Origin of the sequence: Salmonella sp. SJTUF15581 (assembly GCF_043356775.1) — a bacterium.
GTDB lineage: Bacteria > Pseudomonadota > Gammaproteobacteria > Enterobacterales > Enterobacteriaceae > Salmonella > Salmonella enterica.
In genome coordinates this window covers 469,907-494,817 of record NZ_JBEUJY010000002.1, presented here as the reverse complement: position 1 = coordinate 494,817, position 24,911 = coordinate 469,907, and the positions used below count along the sequence as shown (strand labels likewise).

Annotated in this window: 22 protein-coding genes, 1 tRNA gene, 1 pseudogene and 1 riboswitch; of the genes and pseudogenes, 11 read left to right on the top strand and 13 right to left on the bottom strand. The window is 53.1% G+C overall.

Features of this window, described 5'->3' with window-relative positions; all coding sequences use genetic code 11:
• The first annotated feature begins 225 nt into the window (after positions 1-225).
• Positions 226-1,794 carry a methyl-accepting chemotaxis protein gene (locus ABVN36_RS05895; RefSeq protein WP_000478462.1) on the top strand — a complete coding sequence of 523 codons (1,569 nt, stop codon included), beginning with the start codon at positions 226-228 and terminating at the stop codon, positions 1,792-1,794.
• Here the strand turns inward: ABVN36_RS05895 and ABVN36_RS05890 are convergent.
• Positions 1,791-2,438, bottom strand: coding sequence for a PadR family transcriptional regulator (locus ABVN36_RS05890; RefSeq protein WP_000983434.1), 648 nt, complete (start codon positions 2,436-2,438; stop codon positions 1,791-1,793). The genes ABVN36_RS05895 and ABVN36_RS05890 overlap by 4 nt on opposite strands.
• 231 nt (positions 2,439-2,669) lie before the next feature.
• Between ABVN36_RS05890 and ABVN36_RS05885 the strand changes: the two genes are divergently transcribed.
• On the top strand, positions 2,670-3,437 hold the full coding sequence (locus ABVN36_RS05885; protein WP_023138720.1) for a siderophore-interacting protein: 768 nt from the start codon (positions 2,670-2,672) through the stop codon (positions 3,435-3,437).
• 79 nt (positions 3,438-3,516) lie between these two features.
• On the opposite strand, the gene ABVN36_RS05880 is transcribed toward ABVN36_RS05885, so the two are convergent.
• Positions 3,517-3,592 (bottom strand) — tRNA-Ile (locus ABVN36_RS05880).
• Positions 3,593-3,717: 125 nt separating this feature from the next.
• Between ABVN36_RS05880 and mug the strand changes: the two genes are divergently transcribed.
• The gene (gene mug / locus ABVN36_RS05875) at positions 3,718-4,224 is read left to right on the top strand and encodes a G/U mismatch-specific DNA glycosylase (RefSeq protein WP_000237776.1); all 507 of its coding nucleotides are present in this window, start codon (positions 3,718-3,720) and stop codon (positions 4,222-4,224) included.
• 123 nt (positions 4,225-4,347) lie between these two features.
• On the opposite strand, the gene rpoD is transcribed toward mug, so the two are convergent.
• From rpoD to rpsU, 3 genes are all read right to left on the bottom strand, one after another.
• Entirely contained in the window at positions 4,348-6,330 is a 1,983-nt protein-coding gene (rpoD, locus tag ABVN36_RS05870) for an RNA polymerase sigma factor RpoD (RefSeq protein WP_001120159.1), read from the bottom strand.
• A 14-nt stretch (positions 6,331-6,344) separates the two neighbouring features.
• Positions 6,345-8,090 carry a DNA primase gene (dnaG, locus tag ABVN36_RS05865; RefSeq protein ID WP_023138721.1) on the bottom strand — a complete coding sequence of 582 codons (1,746 nt, stop codon included), beginning with the start codon at positions 8,088-8,090 and terminating at the stop codon, positions 6,345-6,347.
• A gap of 235 nt (positions 8,091-8,325) precedes the next feature.
• Complete coding sequence (rpsU, locus tag ABVN36_RS05860) at positions 8,326-8,541, bottom strand: 30S ribosomal protein S21 (protein ID WP_001144069.1); 216 nt, start codon at positions 8,539-8,541, stop codon at positions 8,326-8,328.
• A 227-nt stretch (positions 8,542-8,768) separates the two neighbouring features.
• On the opposite strand from rpsU, the gene tsaD reads away from it, so the two are divergent.
• Positions 8,769-9,782 carry a tRNA (adenosine(37)-N6)-threonylcarbamoyltransferase complex transferase subunit TsaD gene (gene tsaD, locus ABVN36_RS05855; RefSeq protein WP_001264390.1) on the top strand — a complete coding sequence of 338 codons (1,014 nt, stop codon included), beginning with the start codon at positions 8,769-8,771 and terminating at the stop codon, positions 9,780-9,782.
• 123 nt (positions 9,783-9,905) lie between these two features.
• On the opposite strand, the pseudogene ABVN36_RS05850 reads toward tsaD, so the two are convergent.
• A pseudogene (locus tag ABVN36_RS05850) lies at positions 9,906-10,049 on the bottom strand (fumarate hydratase); the annotation flags it as partial.
• Positions 10,033-10,644, bottom strand: a complete 612-nt coding sequence (plsY, locus tag ABVN36_RS05845) for a glycerol-3-phosphate 1-O-acyltransferase PlsY (protein ID WP_001272784.1) — start codon at positions 10,642-10,644, stop codon at positions 10,033-10,035. The gene plsY and the pseudogene ABVN36_RS05850, both read right to left, overlap by 17 nt.
• 106 nt (positions 10,645-10,750) lie before the next feature.
• Here plsY and folB point away from each other — a divergent pair, with 106 nt between their 5' ends.
• Together folB and bacA are read left to right on the top strand one after the other, a co-directional pair.
• Positions 10,751-11,110, top strand: a complete 360-nt coding sequence (gene folB / locus ABVN36_RS05840; protein ID WP_000355776.1) for a bifunctional dihydroneopterin aldolase/7,8-dihydroneopterin epimerase — start codon at positions 10,751-10,753, stop codon at positions 11,108-11,110.
• A 97-nt stretch (positions 11,111-11,207) separates the two neighbouring features.
• The gene (bacA, locus tag ABVN36_RS05835) at positions 11,208-12,029 is read left to right on the top strand and encodes an undecaprenyl-diphosphate phosphatase (protein ID WP_001281933.1); all 822 of its coding nucleotides are present in this window, start codon (positions 11,208-11,210) and stop codon (positions 12,027-12,029) included.
• 104 nt (positions 12,030-12,133) lie between these two features.
• Here bacA and ABVN36_RS05830 read toward each other — a convergent pair whose 3' ends face one another.
• Entirely contained in the window at positions 12,134-13,375 is a 1,242-nt protein-coding gene (locus tag ABVN36_RS05830; RefSeq protein WP_000708447.1) for a multifunctional CCA addition/repair protein, read from the bottom strand.
• Positions 13,376-13,437: 62 nt separating this feature from the next.
• Entirely contained in the window at positions 13,438-14,052 is a 615-nt protein-coding gene (locus ABVN36_RS05825; RefSeq protein WP_001125344.1) for a TIGR04211 family SH3 domain-containing protein, read from the bottom strand.
• Between the two features lie 241 nt (positions 14,053-14,293).
• On the opposite strand from ABVN36_RS05825, the gene ABVN36_RS05820 reads away from it, so the two are divergent.
• The 3 genes from ABVN36_RS05820 (at position 14,294) to hldE (ending at position 20,037) form a co-directional block, all read left to right on the top strand.
• Positions 14,294-15,595, top strand: a complete 1,302-nt coding sequence (locus tag ABVN36_RS05820; RefSeq protein ID WP_023138722.1) for an inorganic triphosphatase — start codon at positions 14,294-14,296, stop codon at positions 15,593-15,595.
• A 117-nt stretch (positions 15,596-15,712) separates the two neighbouring features.
• Entirely contained in the window at positions 15,713-18,556 is a 2,844-nt protein-coding gene (gene glnE, locus ABVN36_RS05815; RefSeq protein ID WP_023138723.1) for a bifunctional [glutamate--ammonia ligase]-adenylyl-L-tyrosine phosphorylase/[glutamate--ammonia-ligase] adenylyltransferase, read from the top strand.
• Between the two features lie 47 nt (positions 18,557-18,603).
• Positions 18,604-20,037, top strand: a complete 1,434-nt coding sequence (gene hldE, locus ABVN36_RS05810) for a bifunctional D-glycero-beta-D-manno-heptose-7-phosphate kinase/D-glycero-beta-D-manno-heptose 1-phosphate adenylyltransferase HldE (RefSeq protein ID WP_023138724.1) — start codon at positions 18,604-18,606, stop codon at positions 20,035-20,037.
• A gap of 159 nt (positions 20,038-20,196) precedes the next feature.
• Here hldE and ABVN36_RS05805 read toward each other — a convergent pair whose 3' ends face one another.
• The 3 genes from ABVN36_RS05805 to ABVN36_RS05795 all read right to left on the bottom strand — a co-directional run bounded on the left by ABVN36_RS05805 (position 20,197) and on the right by ABVN36_RS05795 (position 22,814).
• Positions 20,197-20,256, bottom strand: a complete 60-nt coding sequence (locus ABVN36_RS05805) for a type I toxin-antitoxin system Ibs family toxin (protein ID WP_111754053.1) — start codon at positions 20,254-20,256, stop codon at positions 20,197-20,199.
• 239 nt (positions 20,257-20,495) lie between these two features.
• Positions 20,496-22,175, bottom strand: coding sequence for a flotillin family protein (locus ABVN36_RS05800; protein WP_000342879.1), 1,680 nt, complete (start codon positions 22,173-22,175; stop codon positions 20,496-20,498).
• Between the two features lie 18 nt (positions 22,176-22,193).
• Positions 22,194-22,814, bottom strand: coding sequence for an OB-fold-containig protein (locus ABVN36_RS05795; protein WP_001524033.1), 621 nt, complete (start codon positions 22,812-22,814; stop codon positions 22,194-22,196).
• Between the two features lie 257 nt (positions 22,815-23,071).
• On the opposite strand from ABVN36_RS05795, the gene glgS reads away from it, so the two are divergent.
• Entirely contained in the window at positions 23,072-23,281 is a 210-nt protein-coding gene (gene glgS / locus ABVN36_RS05790; protein ID WP_000928927.1) for a cell surface composition regulator GlgS, read from the top strand.
• Between the two features lie 74 nt (positions 23,282-23,355).
• Here glgS and ubiK read toward each other — a convergent pair whose 3' ends face one another.
• A complete protein-coding gene (gene ubiK / locus ABVN36_RS05785; protein ID WP_000566824.1) occupies positions 23,356-23,652 on the bottom strand; it encodes a ubiquinone biosynthesis accessory factor UbiK in 297 nt (98 codons plus the stop codon).
• A gap of 132 nt (positions 23,653-23,784) precedes the next feature.
• Positions 23,785-23,983: riboswitch (FMN riboswitch) on the top strand.
• 105 nt (positions 23,984-24,088) lie between these two features.
• On the opposite strand from ubiK, the gene ribB reads away from it, so the two are divergent.
• Positions 24,089-24,742: a 3,4-dihydroxy-2-butanone-4-phosphate synthase gene (ribB, locus tag ABVN36_RS05780; protein WP_001076978.1), complete on the top strand. Its 654-nt coding sequence runs from the start codon at positions 24,089-24,091 to the stop codon at positions 24,740-24,742.
• The last annotated feature ends 169 nt before the right edge of the window (positions 24,743-24,911 follow it).

Below are 24,911 nucleotides of genomic sequence, written 5' to 3'. Positions count from 1 at the left end.
TTAATAGGTATAAACTCAGTTAATAAATAAGAAATGGTTAACCTTTTAGCGTATTTCTTTCATTATTAGTGCCAATTTATGTCACTTTTGGTTCATCTTTCTGTGAACAATAAATATTACTTACTAATAATGTTCCGAAATAAAAAGCGATCAATATCATAAAGTTAGTAACATTATTGCCGATAAATCTTCCTGTATGAGGATATGCAATCCCAGGGAGAAAATATGTTTTTGCATAACATTAAAATACGTTCAAAATTATTTATGGCCTTTGGCTTATTCATTGTTCTCATGGTGGTGAGTTCCGCTCTGTCTTTGTTTAGCCTTGATCGGGCTAATACGGGTATGCAGGACATTATTACCAATGATTATCCCACCACGGTAAAAGCCAATCTGTTAATCGATAATTTTAATGATTTCATCATCGCGCAGCAGCTCATGTTACTGGATGAAGAGGGGCGCTGGAGCCAGAGCTCGCAGAAAGAACTCAGTGAGATAAGCCAGCGCATTTCGGCGCTACTGGATGAGCTTTCCAGGGAAAATAGTCACGATGCGGATTCACAGAAAATCATTAATGAGATCCGTGAAGCGCGCCAGCAATACCTGGAGTCCAGATTCCGTATTTTGAAAGATATTCAAAGCAATAATCGTCAGGCGGCCATTCAGGAGATGATGACCAGAACGGTGCAGGTGCAAAAAGTCTATAAGGACAAAGTCCAGGAACTTATCGCTGTTCAGGACGCGCAGATGCATGAAGCGAGCGTGCAGGTCAAAGAGGATTTTAAAAATAATCGGACGCTGTTAATCACTTTGGCGCTGATAAGCATCGCCGCCGGAGGCGTAATGGGATGGTATATTGTGCGTTCTATTACCCGGCCGCTTGATGACGCAGTACGCTTTGCCGAGGCGATTGCCGATGGCGATCTGACTCGTCATATCACCACCGACTATAAAGATGAAACAGGCGTACTACTGCAAGCATTAATGGCGATGAAAACGCGTCTGCTGGATATCGTACAGGAAGTGCAAAACGGTTCGGAGAGTATCTCCACGGCGGCGGCGCAAATTGTCGCCGGTAACCAGGATTTGGCGGCGCGTACGGAAGAGCAGGCCAGCTCGGTTGAAGAAACGGCGGCGTCGATGGAACAGATTACCGCCACGGTTAAAAACACAGCCGATCATACCAGTGAAGCGACCAAACTCTCTGCCGGCGCCGCCAGCGTGGTGAAAAACAATGGGGAGATGATGAATCAAGTGACGCAGAAAATGCGCGTCATTAACGATACGGCAAATCGTATGTCGGATATCATCAATATCATTGATTCTATTGCCTTTCAGACCAATATTCTGGCGCTGAACGCGGCGGTTGAAGCGGCGCGCGCGGGCGAACATGGGCGTGGTTTTGCCGTTGTCGCCGGAGAGGTTCGCCAGTTGGCGCAAAAGAGCGCCTCGTCAGCCAGTGAAATCCGTAATTTGATTGAAGATTCAACCAGTCAGACTCAGGAAGGGATGCACCTGGTGGAGAAAGCCAGCGCCCTGATTAATGGCATGGTGGATAACGTCGAAGAGATGGATGTGATATTACGTGAGATTGGGCAGGCCAGCCGCGAGCAAACTGACGGTATTTCGCAGATTAACAGCGCGATTGGCCTGATTGACGCCGCCACGCAACAAAACTCCTGCCTTGTGGAAGAGTCTGTTGCCGCCGCGGCGTCGCTGAACGAACAGGCGTTACATTTAAAAGAGCTGGTTAACGTGTTCCGCGTCCGCGAAGAGGACACGCAGCCCGCTTAATCCAGTTCGGCGATTTCCAGCGCCGCGCGATCAATCACGCCGATAATGCGTTTGATTTGCGCGTCGTTGATATCGCTGTGGTTTATCCGCAGATCCAGCACGGCCTTGAAGTTATCCAGCGCCCGCTTCATCTGCGGATTTTTACGTAACTCCATGCCCACACAACGGGCTTTTAGCCGCGCCTGAATATGCGTCAGGTGTTCGCGATTTTCATCAAGCCATTGCGCGCCGTTTGCGGTAATCGCGATTTTTTTCCGCCCGCCTTCTTCGTCGCTAATCGTGATAAATTGCTGATCCTGTAAAAAATCCAGCGTAGGGTAGATCACACCAGCGCTTGGCGTATAGCCGCCCCCCGTCAGGTTTTCTATCGCTTTAATCAGTTCATAGCCGTGGCTGGCGTCCCGGGTCAGGATATCAAGAATGACCAGCCGAAGTTCCCCGTGGCCAAAAAATCGCTGGCGTCGACCACCGCCCTGTCCATGACGACCACAGCCGTGTCCGTGACGGTGTTCGCCGCCGCAACTGGCGTTCTCATGCTGATGCGCGCTATGGCAGCCTTCATGCTGATGTTCTCGATCTTTACAGCAGCCGTCGTGCTTATGATCCCGGTTTTTGCAACACCCTTCATGTTGATTTTGCATCATTGCCTCCTGCTTATTTAGATATATCTAATTTATATCTAAATGATGCTTTTTAGCAAGGGTAAAAGCGATTGTTTCTATAAGCCATTAATTTATAAGTTTTTATTTTAAGGTTATAGTTAGCGACGTGTTGCCAGAACACTATCAAAAAACAGTTGCATTTTTACTGATTAACAATCATTATCATTTAAAACTTTAATTTAGATATATCGTATTACTTCACGAAGGCAAAAAATGACGACATCATCCGCACGCTATCCACAGCGTGTTCGTAATGAACTGCGTTTTCGCGAGCTGACCGTTCTGCGGGTAGAACGTATTAGCGCAGGATTTCAGCGGATCGTACTTGGCGGCGAGGCGCTGGACGGTTTCACCTCCCTGGGCTTTGACGATCACACGAAAGTTTTTTTCCCTGAGCCAGGCTGTCACTTTACGCCCCCGACAGTCACTGAGGAAGGCATTATCTGTGGGGAGGGCGTTCGTCCGGTCTCCAGGGATTACACGCCGCTGTATGACGAGGCGCGTCGCGAGCTGGCGCTGGATTTCTTTATCCACGATGGCGTCGTAGCCAGCCGTTGGGCAATGGAAGCCCGTGAAGGCGATACACTGACGATTGGCGGGCCGCGCGGTTCGCTGGTGGTGCCGGAAGATTATGCTTGTCAGGTTTATGTCTGCGATGAGTCCGGTATGCCTGCGCTACGTCGTCGTCTGGAATCGCTTAGCCGTCTGCCTGCGCGCCCTGCGGTAACCGCGCTGGTGAGCATTCAGGATGCGGCATACTGCGATTATCTCGCCCATTTGACGGACATTACTGTGGAATATGTTGTTGGCGGCGATGAACAGGCAATGCAAACGCGCCTGTCGCAGCTGACAATACCAGAATCAGACTATTTCATCTGGATTACTGGCGAAGGCAAAACGGTAAAACGTTTAAGTCAGTGCTTTGAAAAGGGGTTTGATCCACACCTGGTACGTGCGGCAGCCTATTGGCATCGTAAATAGCGGTATGGGGCGAGCCCTGTCAGAAACAAAAAGGCCACTCTTTAGAGTGGCTTAATTATATGATTTTAAAGCTAAAATTTGGTGGCCCCTGCTGGACTTGAACCAGCGACCAAGCGATTATGAGTCGCCTGCTCTAACCACTGAGCTAAGGGGCCGTGGCGGTGGATTATAATGTAACTTTACGCTGTAATCCAGCCGTAACCGTGCGGGTGCTGTTTTTATAAACAATGTGTTTTCAACCCGTTATACTTAAAGAACGTTGTATTGCTCAGGAGTAATAATGGTTAAGGACATACTGGCGCCAGGGCTACGGGTGGTTTTTTGCGGCATCAATCCGGGACTCTCCTCGGCGAATACCGGCTTTCCGTTTGCGCATCCCGCGAATCGTTTTTGGAAAGTTATTCATTTGGCCGGTTTCACCGATCGACAGTTGAAACCGGAAGAGGCGGAAAAATTACTGGATTTTCGCTGCGGGGTAACGAAACTCGTCGACCGACCGACGGTACAAGCGACTGAGGTGAAGTTGCATGAATTACGTAGCGGCGGACGCAACCTGATTGAAAAGATAGAGGACTATCAGCCCGCGGCGCTGGCGGTGCTTGGTAAACAGGCTTTTGAACAGGGATTCAGCCAGCGCGGTATCGCCTGGGGTAAACAAAAGATCGCCATTGGCGCGACGATGGTGTGGGTGTTGCCGAATCCCAGCGGCTTAAACCGAATTAAAACGGAAAAACTGGTCGAGGCCTATCGCGAACTGGATCAAGCGCTCATTATGCGTGGGCTATAGCAATGGGGAATGAGGGCGCGAATACTCGCGCTGTGTAGAAATTCTGCAGGCCAAATAGGGCGCTTGCGCATGGCCTGATAAAAAAACGCCGCCTTGCGGCGGCGTTTATACCTGTGCGGCGAATTAATCGTCGAGGAAGCTGCGCAGCACTTCAGAACGGCTCGGGTGGCGCAGTTTACGCAGCGCCTTCGCTTCGATCTGACGGATACGTTCGCGGGTAACATCGAACTGTTTACCCACTTCTTCCAGCGTGTGGTCGGTGTTCATATCGATACCGAAACGCATACGCAGCACTTTCGCTTCACGAGCGGTCAGGCCAGCCAAAACGTCGTGAGTGGCGGCACGCAGGCTCTCGGTCGTGGCAGAGTCCAGCGGCAGCTCGAGGGTGGTATCCTCGATGAAATCACCCAGATGCGAATCTTCATCGTCGCCGATCGGCGTTTCCATGGAGATTGGCTCTTTGGCAATCTTCAGCACCTTACGAATTTTATCTTCCGGCATCAGCATCCGTTCAGCCAGCTCTTCCGGCGTTGGCTCGCGGCCCATCTCTTGCAGCATCTGGCGAGAAATACGGTTGAGCTTGTTGATGGTCTCAATCATATGCACCGGAATACGGATGGTGCGCGCCTGATCCGCGATAGAACGGGTGATCGCCTGACGGATCCACCAGGTTGCGTAGGTGGAGAACTTGTAACCGCGACGGTATTCGAACTTATCTACCGCTTTCATCAGGCCGATGTTGCCTTCCTGAATCAGGTCAAGGAACTGCAAGCCACGGTTGGTGTATTTCTTGGCGATAGAAATAACCAGACGCAAGTTCGCTTCAACCATCTCTTTCTTCGCACGGCGGGCTTTCGCTTCCCCGATGGACATGCGACGGTTGATGTCTTTCACCTGTTCGATGGTCAGACCGGTCTCTTCTTCAATCTGCCGCAGTTTTTGCAGACAGCGTTGCACTTCTTCCGCGACATCGTGCAGTTTTTCCGACCACGGTTTGTTCATCGCGATAGCGGCGTTGAACCAGGTTTCGCTGGTTTCGTTACCGGTAAACAGCGTGATAAAGTTCTTCTTCGGCATTTTGCACTGCTCGACGCAGAGCTTCATGATCAGACGTTCCTGAGTACGCACGCGATCCATCATCACGCGCATACTGTTGACCAGATAGTCGAATTGCTTCGGTACCAGACGGAACTGTTTGAACACTTCAGACAGCTTCAGAATCTCTTCCTGCGCGGCAGCATGGCTGCGGCCTTTCGCTTTGATGGTGTCGCGCGTAACGACGTATTGCGCGCGCAGTTCAGCGAATTTTTCGCGTGCCAGTTCAGGGTCAATGCTGTTGTCGTCATCGGCTGCGTCATCGTCGCCGTCTTCTTCATCTTCGTCTTCGTCATCATCCAGGTCTTCCTGGGAGAGTTCAGAACCGACGTGAGTTGCGGTCGGCGCCATCTCTTCTTCCGCGTTCGGATCGACAAAGCCGGTGATAAGATCGGACAAACGAGCCTCTTCAGCCTCAACGCGATCGTACTGTTCCAGCAGATAGGTAATGGCTTCCGGGTATTCGGCAACGGAGCATTGAACCTGGTTGATCCCGTCTTCGATACGTTTAGCGATGTCGATTTCGCCTTCCCGGGTCAACAGTTCAACAGTGCCCATTTCACGCATATACATGCGTACCGGGTCAGTCGTACGACCGATTTCAGACTCAACACTGGACAGAACTTGTGCAGCAGCTTCTTCCGCATCTTCATCGGTGCTGGTGGTATTTTCAGCCAGCAGCAGATCATCGGCATCAGGCGCTTCTTCCATTACCTGAATACCCATGTCGTTGATCATTTGGATGATATCTTCAATTTGATCTGAATCGACGATATCTTCCGGCAGATGGTCATTGACCTCAGCATAGGTCAGATAGCCTTGCTCCTTACCACGGGTGACAAGAAGTTTCAGCTGTGACTGCGGGTTTTGCTCCATAAGACGGTATCCACACTTATTCGTTTGATTGGTGTCGACGGTATAGCTGTCGACATTTAAAGCGAGGGCATACTTATATTTTGGCCGCTGCCTCTCACTGCGGCTGTCGGGGGCTTCCCGATCGATATGCGGCATTTAAGCCGTTAAATTCATTTTCTGGCCAGCTCCTGGTTTAACGTCCAGAGCTCTCGGCGTTCTTCGCTGCTTAAACCGTGAGTGCGATCGCGAGCGATCAGCTCTTCTTGTCGCAGTTGCAGCAGCGAATCAAACATATGGTTGAGTGAGTCGGTAAAGGTTTTTTCGGCAATCGCCTTATCTGCTATATCGTCCCACATCGATAATTTTTCAAGGGTCGCAGCATCATTTGTGCCACGGTAGAGTTCCAGAAGTTGTCCGGTAGTAAGACCTGGCTGAGCCAAACAAGTTTTGACCAATTCTTTAAATAAGCCAAGTCCAGGCAGCTTATTCTGATCCAGCGCGTCTAAGGGCGGCACTAACGGCGCGAGATCCGGATTTTGCACCAGTAATCCTATCAGTATACGCATGGTCGTGCGTTTTAGCTGCGGAGCCGGGCGGGAAACGCCGCTTTCCGCCTGTTTTGGCACTAAACGATCAAGCTGACTATCATCGAAAATGCCTAACTTCAGCCCCAACGTCTGGCGCAGCTGAATACGGTGCGCGTCGCCAGGCACCTGATTAATGAGCGGCAGCGCCAGCGCGGCTAACTGCGTGCTGCCATCCGGCGAGCTTAAATCCACCTGCGGCAGGAGGCTATTAAACAGAAACGTAGAGAGCGGCTGCGCCTGCTCCATCCGCGCTTCAAAAGCCGCCTTGCCTTCTTTACGCACCAGCGTATCCGGGTCTTCGCCGTCAGGTAAAAACATAAAGCGTACCTGCCGACCGTCGGTCATATAAGGCATTGCTGTTTCCAGCGCTCTCCAGGCGGCATCACGGCCAGCCCGGTCGCCGTCGTAACAGCAAATCACGTTGTTCGTCGCCCGGAATAACATATGCATATGGTCTGCCGTGGTTGAGGTACCCAGCGAAGCAACCGCATAGTTAATGTCGTATTGCGCTAGTGCGACGACATCCATATAACCTTCGACCACAAGCAAGCGTTGCGGTTCAGCACTATATTGCTGAGCCTCATAAAGACCATATAGCTGGCGGCCTTTATGGAAAATGTCCGTTTCCGGAGAGTTAAGGTATTTCGGCGTGTCGTTCCCCAGAACTCGACCGCCAAAACCAATCACCCTGCCGCGTTTGTCCCGAATAGGGAACATGACCCGATTACGGAAACGATCGTAAGTGCTGCCCTGCTCGTTATTGACCAGCATTCCGGCATCCAGCAACAATGCCTTGTTATCGCTGTTATTACCGAAGCGCTTTAACGCGTTATCCCAACCTGGCGGCGCGAAGCCAATGGCGAAACGCTGAATAATTTCAGCGCTCAGACCGCGCTTTTGCAGATAGTCACGCGCAGGTTTTGCCGCAGGATGGGTAAGCGACTGCTGATAAAAGTCATTCAGACCATTCATCAACTGATAGAGGTTTTGCCGTTGATGGCGCTCTATCTGGCTAAGCCCGGTGCCTGCTTCATAGGGAATTTCCAGGTTATGCATGGCCGCTAATTCTTCGACGGTTTCGACAAATTCGAGCTTGTCGTAATTCATCAAAAAGTCGATCGCATTGCCATGCGCGCCGCATCCAAAGCAGTGATAAAACTGTTTTTCACCGTTTACGGTGAAAGAAGGGGTTTTCTCATTATGGAATGGACAACACGCGTGATAGTTCTTGCCCTGTTTCTTGAGTTTTATGCGCACGTCGATCAGATCGACGATATCGGTTCTCGCCAGCAGGTCATTAATGAATACGCGTGGGATTCGTCCAGCCATATGCCCCTTTTATACACGTCATTCTTCAGGCTGCCGTAGTGTTGGCTACGTTCGCTCACCCCTGTCGCTGACTTGCGTAAGCGCCGGGGACTTGCTCTCTTGCCGCCTGGACGCAGCATGAATGATTTTGTGTATATGCTAATGCATAAACGAAAACAAGCCGCGCATTCCTTTCGGAAGCACGGCCTTACAACTACAACTCGATCTGAATTGAGAGCAGCCCGCTCTCAAAAGATTAGTACAGACGAGTACGGCGTGCGTTTTCGCGAGCCAGTTTCTTCGCGTGACGTTTCACTGCAGAAGCTTTAGCGCGCTTACGTTCGGTCGTCGGTTTTTCATAGAACTCACGACGACGAACTTCCGCCAGAACACCTGCTTTTTCGCAGGAACGCTTGAAGCGACGCAGAGCTACGTCGAACGGCTCGTTTTCACGTACTTTAATTACCGGCATGTGCCTCTCACCTTTGATTAATTCGGTTTGCCGCTGGCATCAACGCCAGCTTATTTCAAAATGGTGCGGAATTTTACTGCAATTGCTGCTGCTTTGTAAAGCACCGCGGCCTTTTTTGAAAGGGACTTTTATAAGGGGAGGGAGTATACACGAAGTCGGGACTGAGGGTATACATCCACCCGCATTCGACCTACACTGCGCGGTATTAGAGCGAGGTAAAACAAGTCATGCGTGTACTGGGTATTGAAACATCCTGCGATGAAACCGGCATCGCTATTTACGACGACAAAAAAGGTCTGTTAGCCAACCAATTGTATAGTCAGGTGAAATTACATGCTGACTACGGCGGCGTAGTGCCTGAACTGGCTTCCCGCGATCATGTGCGTAAAACCGTGCCGCTGATTCAGGCTGCATTAAAAGAAGCCGGTCTGACGGCGAGCGATATCGACGCGGTGGCCTATACCGCAGGCCCGGGCCTGGTCGGCGCGCTGCTGGTCGGCGCAACCGTCGGGCGTTCGCTGGCATTTGCCTGGAATGTGCCGGCCATTCCTGTACACCATATGGAAGGGCATCTGCTGGCGCCGATGCTGGAAGATAATCCCCCGGATTTCCCGTTTGTGGCGCTGCTGGTCTCCGGCGGACATACGCAGCTCATTAGCGTGACCGGAATTGGTCAGTACGAACTGCTGGGCGAGTCGATTGACGATGCCGCCGGCGAAGCGTTTGATAAAACTGCCAAATTGTTGGGGCTGGATTATCCTGGTGGCCCGATGCTGTCGAAAATGGCGTCGCAGGGGACGGCGGGACGTTTTGTCTTTCCGCGCCCGATGACCGATCGTCCGGGGCTGGATTTTAGTTTTTCCGGTCTGAAAACCTTTGCCGCTAACACCATTCGTAGTAATGGCGGCGACGAACAAACTCGCGCTGATATCGCGCGCGCTTTTGAAGATGCGGTCGTGGATACGCTGATGATCAAGTGCAAGCGCGCGCTGGAAAGCACCGGTTTTAAGCGTCTGGTCATGGCGGGCGGCGTCAGCGCTAACCGCACGCTGCGCGCGAAGCTTGCCGAAATGATGCAAAAACGCCGCGGCGAAGTGTTCTATGCGCGCCCGGAGTTTTGTACTGACAACGGGGCGATGATCGCCTATGCCGGAATGGTGCGGTTTAAGGCGGGCGTTACGGCGGATCTTGGCGTAACGGTACGTCCGCGCTGGCCGCTGGCCGAGCTGCCGGCGGCGTAAAAGCGGAAAAAGGGGGGCGACATCATGCCGCCCCAACGGGTTTACAGCAAAACGACGGGCATCCACAACAGCCCGGTGACGATCAGCAGCACCAGGAAGATCAGGCCGAAAATCGCGCCTAACCACGCCAATGGTGGAAGGGTGACGCGCGGCGGATTCGATATGTACGCCCATCACCAAGCTATTGCCGGTCAACCCTTGTGAGCCGATCCCCAGACGGTTGAGGCCCTCTTCCAGACGCAGTTCCAGCTCAATCTTTCTGGCGTTTCTTTTTCAGCTTCGTCCAGATTTTCGTCTCCTGGCGACGCCACAGACGCTGGATGTTGTCATGATGGCGCAGCAAAATGAGACATGACAGCATCGATACCGGGAAGGTGAACTGCGGTTTAAACCACCAGACGTAAAACGGCGCAATCAAGGCGCTGACAATCGCCCCTAACGATGAATAACCGCTTAACAGGACCGTCAGCAGCCAGGTGCCAGCCATGACGCCGGTTAAATCCCAGCCGATGGGCGCAATGGCGCCAAACGCGGTTGCTACGCCTTTCCCGCCTTTAAAGCCAAAAAAGACCGGCCAGATATGCCCCAGACAGGCGGCGATAGCGATAAGCCCCAGCCAGAAAGGGGTAACGCCTAACGCATACGCGCCCCAGACGGGCAACATGCCTTTAAGGATGTCAAAAATAAGTACCGCGACAGCCGCTCCCTTGCCACCGATTCGTAATACGTTCGTCGCGCCCGGGTTGCCGGAGCCGCTTTCTCGCGGATCGGGCAGCCCGGCGATGCGGCAAACCAGAATGGCACTGGAAATTGAGCCGCAGAGGTACGCGAAGAGGATCATTCCAGGCGCGATTGCACTCATAAGCTGTTCCGTATTGAAAGTGTCGTTTTATTTACTATTTCTGTGGATAATACGCACATTTCGCCGGAAGTGGTATCCGGGTTAGCCAAAAAGCAGGCAGGTCGTGATGGATATTGTATTTATAGAGCAACTTTCGGTAATCACCACTATCGGTGTTTACGACTGGGAACAGACTATCGAGCAAAAACTGGTGTTCGATATCGAAATGGCGTGGGATAACCGTAAGTCGGCGAAAAGCGATGATGTCGCAGATTGTCTAAGTTATGCGGATATCGCCGACACGGTGATAAATCATGTCGAAGGCGGGCGTTTTGCTCTGGTCGAGCGCGTGGCGGAAGAGGTGGCGGATCTGCTGCTTAGCCGATTCAATTCTCCGTGGGTTCGCATCAAACTGAGCAAGCCTGGCGCCGTCGCGCGCGCGGCGAACGTAGGGGTAATTATTGAGCGTGGCAATAATCTGAAATAAAAATAAATAATTTTATATTTTTTAAACCAAACGGTTATATATGGGGTCTTAACGCGAGATCCATTTTTGCAGTGTTTTTCATTTTAGGGGTTTATTGATGAGCGATATGCACTCGCTGCTGATAGCGGCAATTTTGGGTGTGGTCGAAGGATTGACGGAGTTTTTGCCGGTATCCAGCACGGGCCATATGATTATTGTGGGTCATCTGCTGGGGTTTGAAGGCGATACGGCCAAGACATTCGAAGTGGTGATTCAACTTGGATCTATTCTGGCGGTCGTGGTGATGTTCTGGCGGCGGTTGTTTGGCCTCATCGGTATTCACTTTGGCCGCCCGCTACAGCGTGAAGGTGAAAGTAAAGGTCGATTAACGTTGATTCACATCCTGCTGGGCATGATTCCGGCGGTGGTGCTGGGGTTAGTCTTTCATGACACGATCAAGTCGCTATTTAACCCGATTAACGTGATGTACGCGCTGGTGGTAGGCGGTCTGTTGCTGATTGCCGCCGAGTGCCTGAAGCCGAAAGAACCGCGCGCGCCGGGGCTGGATGATATGACGTATCGTCAGGCTTTTATGATTGGCTGTTTCCAGTGTCTGGCGCTGTGGCCGGGCTTCTCGCGTTCCGGAGCGACCATTTCCGGTGGGATGCTGATGGGCGTCAGCCGTTACGCCGCCTCTGAGTTCTCGTTCTTACTGGCTGTGCCGATGATGATGGGCGCAACGGTTCTGGATCTCTACAAAAGTTGGTCATTCCTGACCGCAGCGGATATTCCAATGTTCGCGGTGGGCTTTGTGACGGCGTTTGTGGTGGCACTGATCGCCATCAAGACCTTCCTGCAACTGATTAAGCGTATCTCATTTATTCCGTTTGCGATTTACCGCTTTGTGGTGGCGGCTGCCGTTTACGTTGTCTTCTTCTGATGATTGACCGTGCCGGATGGCGGCGTACCGCCTTGTCCGGCCTAACTGTTTTGCCGGTCTGATAAGCGCAGCGCCATCAGGCAATTTATCGTGCCGGATGGCGTTTAGCTGGCGGGGTTCGGGCAGCGCTTCTCTTTCCAGTTGGCGACCGCTGCAATTCGTCGCTTCGTCAGCTCCTCGCGAATCTCAATGCCCTTAAATCCGGCCTCCACCACCTCTTTCGTCGGTACCGCCTGCGCCACCTGCCAGGCTTCGCGCAGCCAGCGCCCCTGCGGGTAATCCGACGCTTCAAATCCGGTACGTCCACGGACATCGGCTTCGCTGGTCAGCGCAATCTGCTCGACGCGCTGCGGTTTACGCCATGCATCAATGGCGTCAAACAGCTTAACGATCGTTTTCGGCTGGAGTATCGGAAAGGTGTGGATCAGATCGTGGTATTCGGCGACCAGTTTAGCTAAATCACGCAGGTCATTGGGGACGCGCAAACGCTGGCATAACTGTTCGACCAGTTTCACGCCCGCCGGGCCGTGGCCATGATGGCGCGGCCAGAGGTTTTTCGGCGTTAAGCCTTTGCCCAGATCATGACAAAGCGTGGCGAAACGGACATCAAGCTGCGGACTGAGCATAGCGGCCATCGACAACGTCATCAGCGTATGAACTCCGGTATCAATTTCCGGATGCCACTTTGCCGGCGCGGGCACGCCAAACAGGGCGTCGATTTCCGGAAACAGGACGCGCAGGGCGCCGCAGTCGCGCAATACCTGGAAGTAAACCTGCGGATTGCGGGTGGTAAGCGCATTTTCCGTCTCTTTCCATACCCGTTCCGGCGTCAGATGTTCCAGCTCGCCTGCCGCGGTCATTTCGCGCATTAGCGCCAGTGTTTCATCGGCGATACGGAAACTAAGATGGGCGTAACGGGCAGCAAAACGCGCCACGCGCAATACGCGCAAGGGATCTTCGCCAAACGCGGGAGAGACATGGCGCAGTAGACGCGCCTCCAGATCCCGGCGCCCGTGGTAAGGGTCGATAATCTGGCCATCATCGTCGCGCGCCAGAGCATTAATGGTCAGATCGCGACGCTGGAGGTCGGCTTCCAGGGTAACGTCCGGCGCGGCATAGCAGGTGAAACCCGTGTAGCCGGAACCGGATTTACGCTCGGTACGCGCCAGCGCGTATTCTTCGTGAGTTTGCGGATGGAGAAACACAGGAAAATCACGGCCTACCTGCTGGTAGCCCGCATCAAGCATCTCCTGCGGCGTGGCGCCGACAACGACCCAATCTTTATCTTTAACCGGTAGCCCTAACAACGCATCCCGAACCGCACCACCGACCAGATAAATCTTCACGCCACTTTCCTTTTAAAAACGATCATCCTCTAATGATAAGACAGTGCCGCAGAGAAGGCGATTTAGTTCATCCAGCGGTCTTTGCGTTTACGGCTTGGGATCATATGCGGCAGCACCAGCCCTAACAGCAAGCCAATACCCAATACGCCGCCGCCATACATAAACCACTGCATAATAATGGTGCGCTGTTTGTCATCCAGCTGCAGATTCGCGGCGCTCACTTTTTTCTGCGCGACAATCAGCTCGTTTTTCAGCTTCTGGTTCTCTTCTTTTAGCCCGTTGATGACGCTGTCGCTTTGCGCCACTTTCTGCTGCATATCGGCGGTGCGCTGATTCCACGTGGTATCAATATTGTTGAGTTTATCGGTCAACGTTTTGACCTGATTTTCCAGATCCGGCACGCGGGTACGCAGGCTTGGCGTAGTATTCAGTTCTTTTAACGGTATCCAGGCAGTACGACCAGAACTGTCTTTAATTTGACCATAGTTGGCATCGCTCTGTAAGAGCGTGACTTCCTCGCCGGCGTTGACGGTACCCACAAGGCGATAATTATCTCCCGGACCGCTGCGGACCCAGGTATTCAGTTCATCAGAAACGTAACGCGTCTCTTCAGCATGAGAGACGGCGGTGGCGCTAAGCGCAAGTAAAGTTAGTCCAATCAGGCGTAATTTTGGCATCAGGCTGTCGTTATTGTCAGAGAAAGTGGAACGATAGTAACGGCATCAGTGTCGCTACGCAAAGTAGTCGACATCAATCGGAATCATCTGTGTCGCCTTTGCCGCTACGTCAAACTTTTACGCCCGTCAAATTGCTCGTTGCATGGCAATTTGGCGCAAAATACTATCTACTGACAAAAATAATGCGGGTAAGTTCGCCAAGAATCTTCCCAGATGTGACATAACCCATAAGTACAAGGCCATGGCTCAGGAAATCGAATTAAAGTTTATCGTCAATCACGACGCCGTAGATGCGCTGCGAAATCATCTTCATACGCTCGGCGGCGAGCATCATGCGCCCAGCCAGTTGCTGAATATCTACTTCGAAACGCCTGATAACTGGCTACGCCGCCATGATATGGGGCTGCGTATTCGTGGTGAAAATGGGCGCTATGAAATGACCATGAAAATTGCCGGCCGGGTAACGGGCGGGCTGCACCAGCGACCCGAATACAATGTCGCGCTAAGCGAACCCGTGCTGGATCTGACGCAACTTCCGGCGGAGGTCTGGCCGGATGGCAACCTGCCCGCCGGCCTGGCATCAAGCGTACAGCCGCTGTTCAGTACCGATTTTTACCGGGAAAAATGGTGTCTGGACGTTGACGGCAGCAGGATTGAAATTGCGCTCGATCTCGGCGACGTAAAAGCGGGCGAGTTTGCCGAACCGATTTGTGAGCTGGAGCTTGAGTTGCTTCGCGGCGATACGCGCGCCGTGTTAAAACTGGCGAAGCAACTGCTGTCGCTAACCGGTTTGCGTCAGGGCAGTCTGAGTAAGGCGGCGCGAGGTTATCACCTGGCGCAGGGGAATGCGCCGCGAGAGAATACACCAACGGCAATTCTGCGGACCGCCGCGAAAGCCACGGTAGAGCAAGGGCTGGAGGCCTCGCTGGATCTGGCGTTGTCACAGTGGCAGTACCATGAAGAGCTCTGGCTGCGCGGCGACGAGTCGGCGAAAGAACACGTGCTGGATGCTATGGGATTCGTGCGCCATGCCTTAATGCTTTTTGGGGGCATTGTTCCGCGTAAAGCGAGCGCTCACTTACGTGATCTACTTACCCAGGCGGAAGCGACGATGACATCCGCGGTGTCCGCCGTCACAGCCGTTTATAGTACGCAAACGGCGATGGCGAAACTGGCATTGACGGAATGGCTGGTGACGAAAGCCTGGCAGCCATTTCTGGACGCGAAGGCGCAGGCCAAAATGGCCGATTCTTTTAAGCGTTTCGCCGACATTCATCTTTCTCGTCATGCTGCTGAATTAAAAAAAGTTTTTGGACAACCGCTGGGTGATAAGTATCGCGACCAGTTGCCGCGTTTGACTCGCGATATCGACAGCGTTTTACTGCTGGCCGGGTATTATGATGCGATGGTCGCGCAGGCATGGCTGGAGAACTGGCAGGGATTGCGTCACGCCATTATTACCGGGCAACGTATTGAAATTGAACATTTCCGTAATGAGGCCATTAACCAGCAGCCGTTCTGGTTGCACAGCGGAAAACGATAATCAGAACCGTAGAAAGCGCCTGATGACGCTGCGCTTATCAGGCTTACGGTATGCGGACTTGTAGGCCGGGTCAGGCGAAATGCCGCCATCCGGCATTATTTAAAGGATATCCCCTAAATGACGCCGCTCTCTTCACCCTTATCGCAGTACTGGCAGACCGTTGTTGAGCGCCTACCAGAAGGATTTACTGAGACATCGCTTAGCGTGCAGGCGAAGTCAGTACTTACATTTAGCGATTTTGCGCTGGATAGCGTGATAGCGCATCCGGAGTGGCTTGCCGAACTGGAATCCGCATCGCCGCAGGCTGATGAATGGCGACATTATGCTGGCTGGTTACAGGAGGCGTTGGCAGGTGTCTGTGACGACGCCTCGCTGATGCGTGAACTGAGGCTTTTTCGTCGTCGCATCATGGTACGCATCGCCTGGGCGCAGACGCTGTCGCTGGTGGACGATGAGACTATTTTACAACAGTTGAGCCATCTGGCGGAGACGCTCATTGTGGGGGCGCGCGACTGGCTGTATGCCGCCTGTTGCCGCGAATGGGGAACCCCCTGTAACCCGCAGGGCGTTCCGCAGCCGCTGTTGATTTTAGGCATGGGCAAGCTGGGCGGCGGCGAACTGAATTTTTCGTCTGATATCGATCTGATTTTCGCCTGGCCGGAACATGGCGAGACCCGGGGCGGGCGTCGTGAACTCGATAACGCCCAGTTTTTTACGCGTCTCGGGCAGCGGCTGATCAAAGCGCTGGATCAGCCCACAATGGATGGTTTTGTCTATCGGGTGGACATGCGCCTGCGACCGTTTGGCGACAGCGGCCCGCTGGTACTGAGTTTTGCCGCGCTGGAGGATTACTATCAGGAGCAAGGACGCGACTGGGAACGCTACGCCATGGTGAAAGCGCGGCTAATGGGCGATAACGACGACGCCTGGTCTCGTGAATTACGCGCCATGCTGCGGCCTTTCGTTTTCCGCCGATATATCGATTTCAGCGTCATCCAGTCGCTACGTAATATGAAAGGGATGATCGCCCGCGAAGTGCGACGCCGCGGTTTGAAGGACAACATTAAACTTGGCGCGGGCGGTATTCGGGAAATTGAGTTTATCGTGCAGGTATTCCAGCTCATCCGCGGCGGACGCGAGCCGTCGCTACAGTCGCGTTCGTTACTGCCAACGCTGGATGCTATCGCTGCGCTGCATTTGCTGCCTGAGAATGACGTGGCGCAACTGCGCGTGGCCTATCTTTTTCTACGTCGTCTGGAGAATCTGCTGCAAAGCATCAATGACGAACAGACGCAAACGTTGCCTGCCGACGATCTGAATCGGGCGCGGCTGGCCTGGGGAATGAAGGCGGAGAACTGGCCGCAGCTTGTTGGCAAACTGACGGATCATATGGCTAATGTACGCCGCGTATTCAACGAATTAATTGGCGATGATGAAGCCGATACCCCGCAAGAAGAAGAGCGTTCAGAGCCGTGGCGTGAAGTATGGCAGGATGCGCTACAGGAGGATGATTCGACGCCAGTGCTGGCGCATTTAGCCGATGAGGATCGGCGACAAGTTCTGACCCTCATCGCTGACTTCCGTAAGGAACTGGATAAACGCCCTATCGGCCCGCGCGGGCGGCAAGTGCTGGACCAACTGATGCCGCACCTGCTTGCTGATGTCTGCTCTCGCGAAGACGCCGCTGTTACGCTATCGCGGATAACGCCGTTGCTGGCGGGGATTGTCACTCGCACCACCTATCTGGAGCTGCTGAGCGAATTTCCCGGCGCGCTGAAACACCTGATTATGCTCTGCGCCGCTTCGCCAATGATAGCGAGCCAACTGGCGCGTTATCCGTTGTTGCTTGATGAACTGCTCGACCCCGGCACGCTTTATCAGCCGACGGCTACCGACGCTTACCGCGACGAATTACGCCAATATTTACTGCGCGTGCCGGAAGAAGACGAAGAACAACAACTGGAGGCATTACGCCAGTTTAAACAGGCACAGCTTTTGCGGATTGCGGCGGCGGATATTGCCGGTACGCTGCCGGTGATGAAAGTGAGCGATCACCTCACATGGCTGGCGGAGGCGATGATTGATGCTGTGGTGCAGCAGGCGTGGACGCAAATGGTTGCGCGTTATGGTCAGCCAGCGCATCTGGACGAGCGCCAGGGGCGGGGGTTTGCGGTTGTCGGTTATGGCAAGTTGGGCGGATGGGAGCTGGGCTACAGTTCCGATTTGGATCTCATCTTCCTGCATGACTGTCCGATGGACGTCATGACCAACGGCGAACGCGAAATCGACGGGCGGCAGTTTTATCTGCGCCTGGCGCAGCGCATTATGCATCTGTTCAGTACGCGCACCTCCTCCGGCATTTTGTATGAGGTGGATGCGCGTCTACGCCCCTCTGGCGCGGCGGGAATGCTGGTGACTTCAGCGGACGCGTTTGCCGATTATCAGCAGCATGAAGCCTGGACTTGGGAACATCAGGCGTTGGTACGCGCTCGCGTGGTATATGGCGACCCGCAGCTTACCTCACAGTTTGATGCGGTACGCCGCACTATCATGACGACGGCGCGCGACGGCAAGACATTGCAGACTGAAGTGCGTGAAATGCGCGAGAAAATGCGGGCGCATCTCGGCAATAAGCATCGCGATCGTTTTGATATTAAAGCTGATGAAGGCGGTATTACGGATATTGAGTTTATCGCGCAATATCTGGTACTGCGCTACGCTCATGAAAAACCTAAATTAACGCGCTGGTCTGATAACGTGCGCATCCTGGAGCTTCTGGCGCAAAACGGCATTATGGATGAACACGAGGCGCAGGCGCTGACGGTAGCCTACACCACACTGCGTGATGAACTGCACCACCTGGCGTTGCAGGAGCTTCCCGGTCATGTGGCACAGACGTGTTTTAGCAAAGAGCGCGCACTGGTGCAGGCAAGCTGGCGGAAGTGGCTGGTAGCCGTTTGAATTATGCTATTATCGCGCGCAAATTTTGAATCTCTCAGGAGACAGGAATGAAAGTAAATCTGCCAGCGTTTGAACGTGCAGGCGTCATGGTTGTGGGTGATGTAATGCTGGATCGCTATTGGTATGGCCCCACTTGCCGTATTTCACCGGAAGCGCCGGTGCCCGTGGTTAAGGTAAATACCGTTGAGGAACGCCCGGGCGGCGCGGCGAACGTGGCGATGAACATTGCGTCTCTGGGAGCGAACGCCCGTCTGGTCGGCCTGACGGGTATTGATGACGCCGCGCGCGCGCTGAGCAAAACGTTGGCAGAGGTCAATGTGAAGTGCGACTTCGTTTCTGTGCCGACGCATCCGACGATTACCAAACTGCGCGTGCTATCACGTAATCAGCAGCTCATTCGTCTTGATTTTGAAGAAGGCTTTGAGGGCGTGGACCCGCAACCGTTGCATGAGCGTATCAACCAGGCGCTGGGATCGATCGGCGCGCTGGTATTGTCCGATTATGCCAAAGGCGCTCTGACCAGCGTGCAGACTATGATTTCCCTGGCGCGCCAGGCGGGCGTGCCGGTGCTCATCGATCCGAAAGGAACGGATTTTGAACGTTACCGCGGCGCCACGCTGCTGACGCCAAACCTTTCTGAATTCGAGGCGGTTGCGGGGAAATGTAAAAGCGAAGACGAACTGGTTGAACGCGGCATGAAGCTTATTACCGATTACGACCTTTCCGCGCTGTTGGTCACGCGTTCCGAACAGGGAATGACGCTGCTGCAACCGAATAAAGCGCCGCTACATATGCCGACGCAGGCGCAGGAAGTTTATGATGTTACCGGTGCGGGCGATACGGTGATCGGCGTGCTGGCGGCGACGCTGGCGGCGGGAAATACCCTGGAGGAGGCGTGTTATTTCGCCAATGCGGCGGCGGGCGTAGTGGTAGGTAAACTCGGGACGTCGACGGTTTCCCCTATTGAGCTGGAAAACGCAGTGCGCGGACGCGCGGATACCGGCTTCGGCGTTATGACCGAAGAGGAGTTGAGACAGGCCGTCGCCAGCGCGCGTAAGCGTGGCGAGAAAGTGGTCATGACCAACGGCGTTTTCGATATTCTGCACGCGGGCCACGTCTCTTATCTGGCGAACGCGCGCAAATTGGGCGACCGCCTGATTGTTGCGGTCAATAGTGACGCCTCGACTAAACGTCTGAAAGGCGAAAGCCGTCCGGTTAATCCGCTCGAACAGCGTATGATCGTGCTGGGCGCGCTGGAGTCAGTCGACTGGGTTGTCTCTTTTGAAGAGGATACGCCGCAACGACTGATTGCCGGTATTCTGCCGGATCTGCTGGTAAAAGGCGGCGACTATAAGCCGGAAGAGATCGCGGGCAGCGAAGAGGTCTGGGCCAACGGCGGCGAAGTCATGGTGCTGAACTTCGAAGATGGTTGTTCCACGACCAATATCATCAAAAAGATCCAGACCGAGAGCGAGAAGTAAAACCGCGACATCAGGCGTTACAGACGCGGCGGGCGCTGATTTTGAAGGCGCGTCGGACATTTTGTTTCGACGCGTATCTCGCGGTTGACGCTGCTTTTTTTTCGACCTAAAGTAAAGGAATAAGGGTGAGAGGGGATCTCTCCCCCCTCTGATTGGCTGTTAGTAAGCTGCGAAACTTATCAGTAACAGAACAATCAGTATGATGACCTGTTGCATCATAACCCTTTCCTTATTAAAGCCCCTTCCTCGGGAGGGGCTTTCCCGTTTCAGCCCCTTGCTGACATCGCGATTGTTGGTGAGTGGCCTGTCTGGCGCAAGGGCTTTCTCCCGCCGATTTTGCGTTACTGGATCGCCCACGCAAAATGGCCTGCTGGTCATAACGCTTTGTACAGACAAGGTGGAAAAAAGATAAAAAAATCCCCGGCCTTATGGCCAGGGACAGGAGATATAGCGGGGGGTTATTGCTCTTTTACCGTTGCTTCGCGATTAATCTCATCCGTTGCCGATGAAACCAACGGTGTGGTCAGCGCCTTTAGCGAGCCGCCAGCGATGCCAATCTCGTTTAACAGCGAATCGATCAGCGGCGCCTGGGTACGATAGGTGAGCGCGGCAGATAACGCTTGTTCCGCCAGGTTTCCCCCGTTAGCGCCGCCAGCGGCGACGTCGCCCGCCGTCGCGCCGCGATTGAGGCCATCGACCTGAATAATCTTAATGCCGTCGATGGATTTCATCGGTTCAACAGACTTCTCAATAACAGCAGGCAACGATTGTAAGAGCGCTAGTTTAAATTTGAGGCTGGTTTGTTCGTCAGAAAGCACGTTGATAGCGTCATTCAGCGCCCGTTGCGCTTCGGCTTCCGCCAGACCTTTTTTACGCGTTGCTTCCGCCAGTTCGATGATGGCGGCGGCTTGCAATTCTGCCGCTTCTTTCTCTGCTTTTGCCCGAACGGTCAGTTCGACCGCTTTGGTTTCCGCATCCTGCGCCGCGGCGATCAGAGCGACCTGCTTGGCGCGATCCGCTTCGGCGGTCTGGCGGGTGGTTTCTACGTTTTGCTGGGCGCGAACCGCATCGGCCAGCGCGTCGTTGGCGCGCGCTTCTGCTTGTGATTGCTGCTCGGATTTGGCGGCAATGGCGATAGATTTCGTCTGGTTGGCGATTTCTGTCACCTGTTGCTGTTCGATCTCTTTAATACGTACTTCACGCTCGGCCTCAACTTTCCTGGACCGTACTGCTTGCTCACGTTCGATCTCCGTCTCCTGGATCTGCCGCTCAGCAAGAATGCGCGTCTGTTCTGCTTCACGATGGCGCTCGGCCTCAAAAGCGGCAATTTTGGCGTTTTGTTCGGCGGTGCGGGTTTTAACCTGTTGCTCCTGCTCCAGAGTCATAAAGGCTTCTTGTTGCTCGATTTCCAGCTTGCGCTCAAGCGCGTCGCGGTTCTTTTCGCGCACCGCCACTTCCACATCCTGTTCCACTTCATTACGTTCACGACGGCGGCGTTCGGTTTCCTGCGTCAGTTTCGTCAGACCTTCGGCATCAAAGGCATTGTTTGGATTGAAATGCTCTTTGGACGTTTGGTTAAAGTTGGTTAATGAGACACTTTCCAGCTCCAGGCCGTTTTTCGACAAATCTTCCGCAACGGTGTTTTGTACGCCCTGAACGAAGTTTTCACGCGTATCCTGTAGCTCATGCATCGTCATCTGGGCCGCGGTAGCGCGTAAGGCGTCAACGAATTTATCCTCAACCAGCATACGCAGATCTTCCGGCGACAGCGTTCGCTGGCCAAGCGTTTGTGCGGCGGTGGCAATACCTTCAACAGAGGGTTTTACACGCACGAAGAAAGCAACGACCACGTCAACGCGCATACGATCTTTGGTGATCAGGCTGTCGACGGTAGCACGGCTGACTTCAAGTTTTAGGGTATTCATATTGATCGGAATAATTTCGTGAAAGATTGGCATCACAATAGCGCCGCCGCTCATCACCACTTTTTGCCCGCCAAGCCCGGTACGGACAAACGCCTGTTCCGCAGATGCGCGGCGATAAAGGCGAGCAAAAATGATCCCGATAATTAGTAAGACGATAACCGCAACGATGGCGGTAAACATCCATGATGGCAATATGCCAAAAACATCATCCATTATGTAAGTTCCTCTCAATTAAACATAGAAGGTACACTCAGCCAAATAACGCGTTGCGGAAAGTCGGCAGACAATCAGCACCTTGTCTCCTTTTTTAAATTCTTTTCCCTTTTCGGGTTCCAGCAGTAAATAGTGAATCTGGCCGAACTTATCGGTAAATTTTCCTTCGCAAGGTGTACCGGCGACGGCGGCGTGGCCGGTAATAATCGCCATGCCGCCGATAAATTCCTCTTCCCTGAGGGCGGAGCTTTCATCTCTGGGTAGCCAGGGCGCGAGGATTTTTCCGCTGTAATGCACGGCAAAGACCGACAGGACAATGCTTAACGGGACCAGCAGCAGATTGCTGAGCGGCGCCTGCCAGAGCATGATCCCGCCATGCTGGATGAGGATACCGAAGAGGCCGAAATAGCCGGCCAATAGACAGAGGACGACCAGGGCGGGAACGCGTCCAATATTCAGATAATGAAGCGCCTGGCCCGCAGGGCCGGATGACAGGGCGTCATAATGATCGAGATGGGCGTCGAGCGCGCCTGAAAGAAAGTGGCCAAAAATCAGAGAAATCATCTCCAGCACGCCGATAAAGAAAACGAACGCAATGGCAAACAGATAGGGGCTGTTATACTCCGCAAATAAGGTCATATTTTCTATCCTTGTCGCCGCCTTCAGAAGGGGGTTCGCGTGATAATTTTCATGCTTGTTATTTCACTGCGTTACAATATCATGTGACCCATATCTCCTTAAGTCCGAAAAGCGATTTATCCGTCGTTATCTTTGGTGAATATTGTGATTTTGCGCATTAAATTTGCGCACGTTATGTATAAAACCGCCGTACATATAGGGAAATACTGAAATCAGAAAAAGCATATAGCCTTAACAGAATTCAATAACTGGAGGGTATGCTGATGAACAACAATAACGTCTATTCACTAAATAATTTTGATTTTCTGGCGCGCAGTTTTGCCAGAATGCAGGCGGAGGGGCGTCCTGTTGATATCCAGGCGGTAACCGGCAATATGGACGAGGAGCATCGCGACTGGTTTTGCAAGCGTTACGCGCTTTACTGCCAGCAGGCGACTCAGGCGAAAAGGTTAGAATTAGAACACTAATGCAGGCTCCCTTATACAGGCGCAGGACATTATTCAGATCTTATATGAGCGGGCCGTCAGGCCCGTTCACGTTTTTACTCTTGTGGATCGACTGGCGGGATGGCGGGCGCAGGTTTTACTTCTTCAGGCTTGTCGCGAGCTTCCAGTTCGCTGAGGCGTTGCTCCAGCAGCGCCAGTTTTTCCCGGGTGCGCAGCAAGACCTGAGTCTGGACATCAAACTCTTCGCGGCTCACCAGATCGAGACGCGTCAGTTGAGATTGCAGCGTTTGACGGATTTTTTTCTCGATATCTTCCCCGAACTCGCGAATACCTTTCGGCATTGACTCATGAACCTGGCGTGCGATTTGCTCAATTTTTTTCGGGTCAATCATTGTGGTTTCCCTGAACTGGTAAGTGTTAGCTCTTATTGTAGTGCGATATGTGGACGCCATAAACCAGAATTGTGTGACGTCATACGGAGTAAAGGCGTTGATGAAGGTAATCAATAGCGTTATAGTTAACCCGCTTATTCTCAGGGCGGGGCGAAATTCCCCACCGGCGGTAAATCAGCGATGTTTAACGCATTTCTCATCACGGCGCGCCGTGACGGAACGCGGAGAGCAGGTTGAAAGCCCGCGAGCGCTTTTTGCCATAGCGAAAAGGTCAGCAGATCCGGTGTAATTCCGGGGCCGACGGTTAAAGTCCGGATGGGAGAGGGTAACGATCCAGTCGGGCATGGACCCGCTCACGTTATTTTTTTGCCGCTTGTCGGCACTCCTAAGACTGCCCTGATTCTGGTAACCATAATGTTAATGAGGTTTTTTTACCATGAATCAGACGCTACTTTCCTCTTTTGGTACGCCTTTTGAACGTGTTGAACTTGCACTGGATGCGCTGCGTGAAGGACGCGGTGTGATGGTGCTTGATGATGAAGATCGTGAAAACGAAGGCGATATGATTTTCCCCGCAGAGACGATGACCGTAGAACAGATGGCGTTAACCATTCGTCACGGTAGCGGTATTGTTTGCCTGTGTATTACTGAAGACCGTCGTAAGCAGCTCGACTTACCAATGATGGTGGAAAACAACACCAGCGCCTACGGTACCGGTTTTACCGTGACCATTGAAGCCGCAGAAGGCGTGACCACCGGCGTTTCCGCCGCTGACCGTGTCACTACGGTGCGTGCGGCAATTAAGGATGGCGCAAAACCGTCCGATCTTAACCGTCCGGGGCACGTTTTCCCACTGCGCGCTCAGGCGGGCGGCGTGCTGACGCGCGGCGGTCATACGGAGGCGACCATCGATCTGATGACGCTGGCCGGTTTTAAACCTGCAGGTGTACTGTGCGAGTTGACTAACGACGATGGGACGATGGCGCGCGCGCCGGAGTGTATCGCGTTTGCAGGCCAGCATAATATGGCGGTAGTCACGATTGAAGATCTGGTGGCTTACCGCCAGGCGCATGAGCGCAAAGCCAGCTGATCGAACGGATCATGGTTGAAAAAAGCCGATGAGATGTCATCGGCTTTTTTGTATTCCTTCGGTGCCATATTGTTCAGTTTCAAAGAACGACGAATAAGCTGAATGGTAAAATTATTGTGAGAAAAGCAGAGGCCTGAATGCAGACCTCTGCTTTGGTTTATCTATTCAG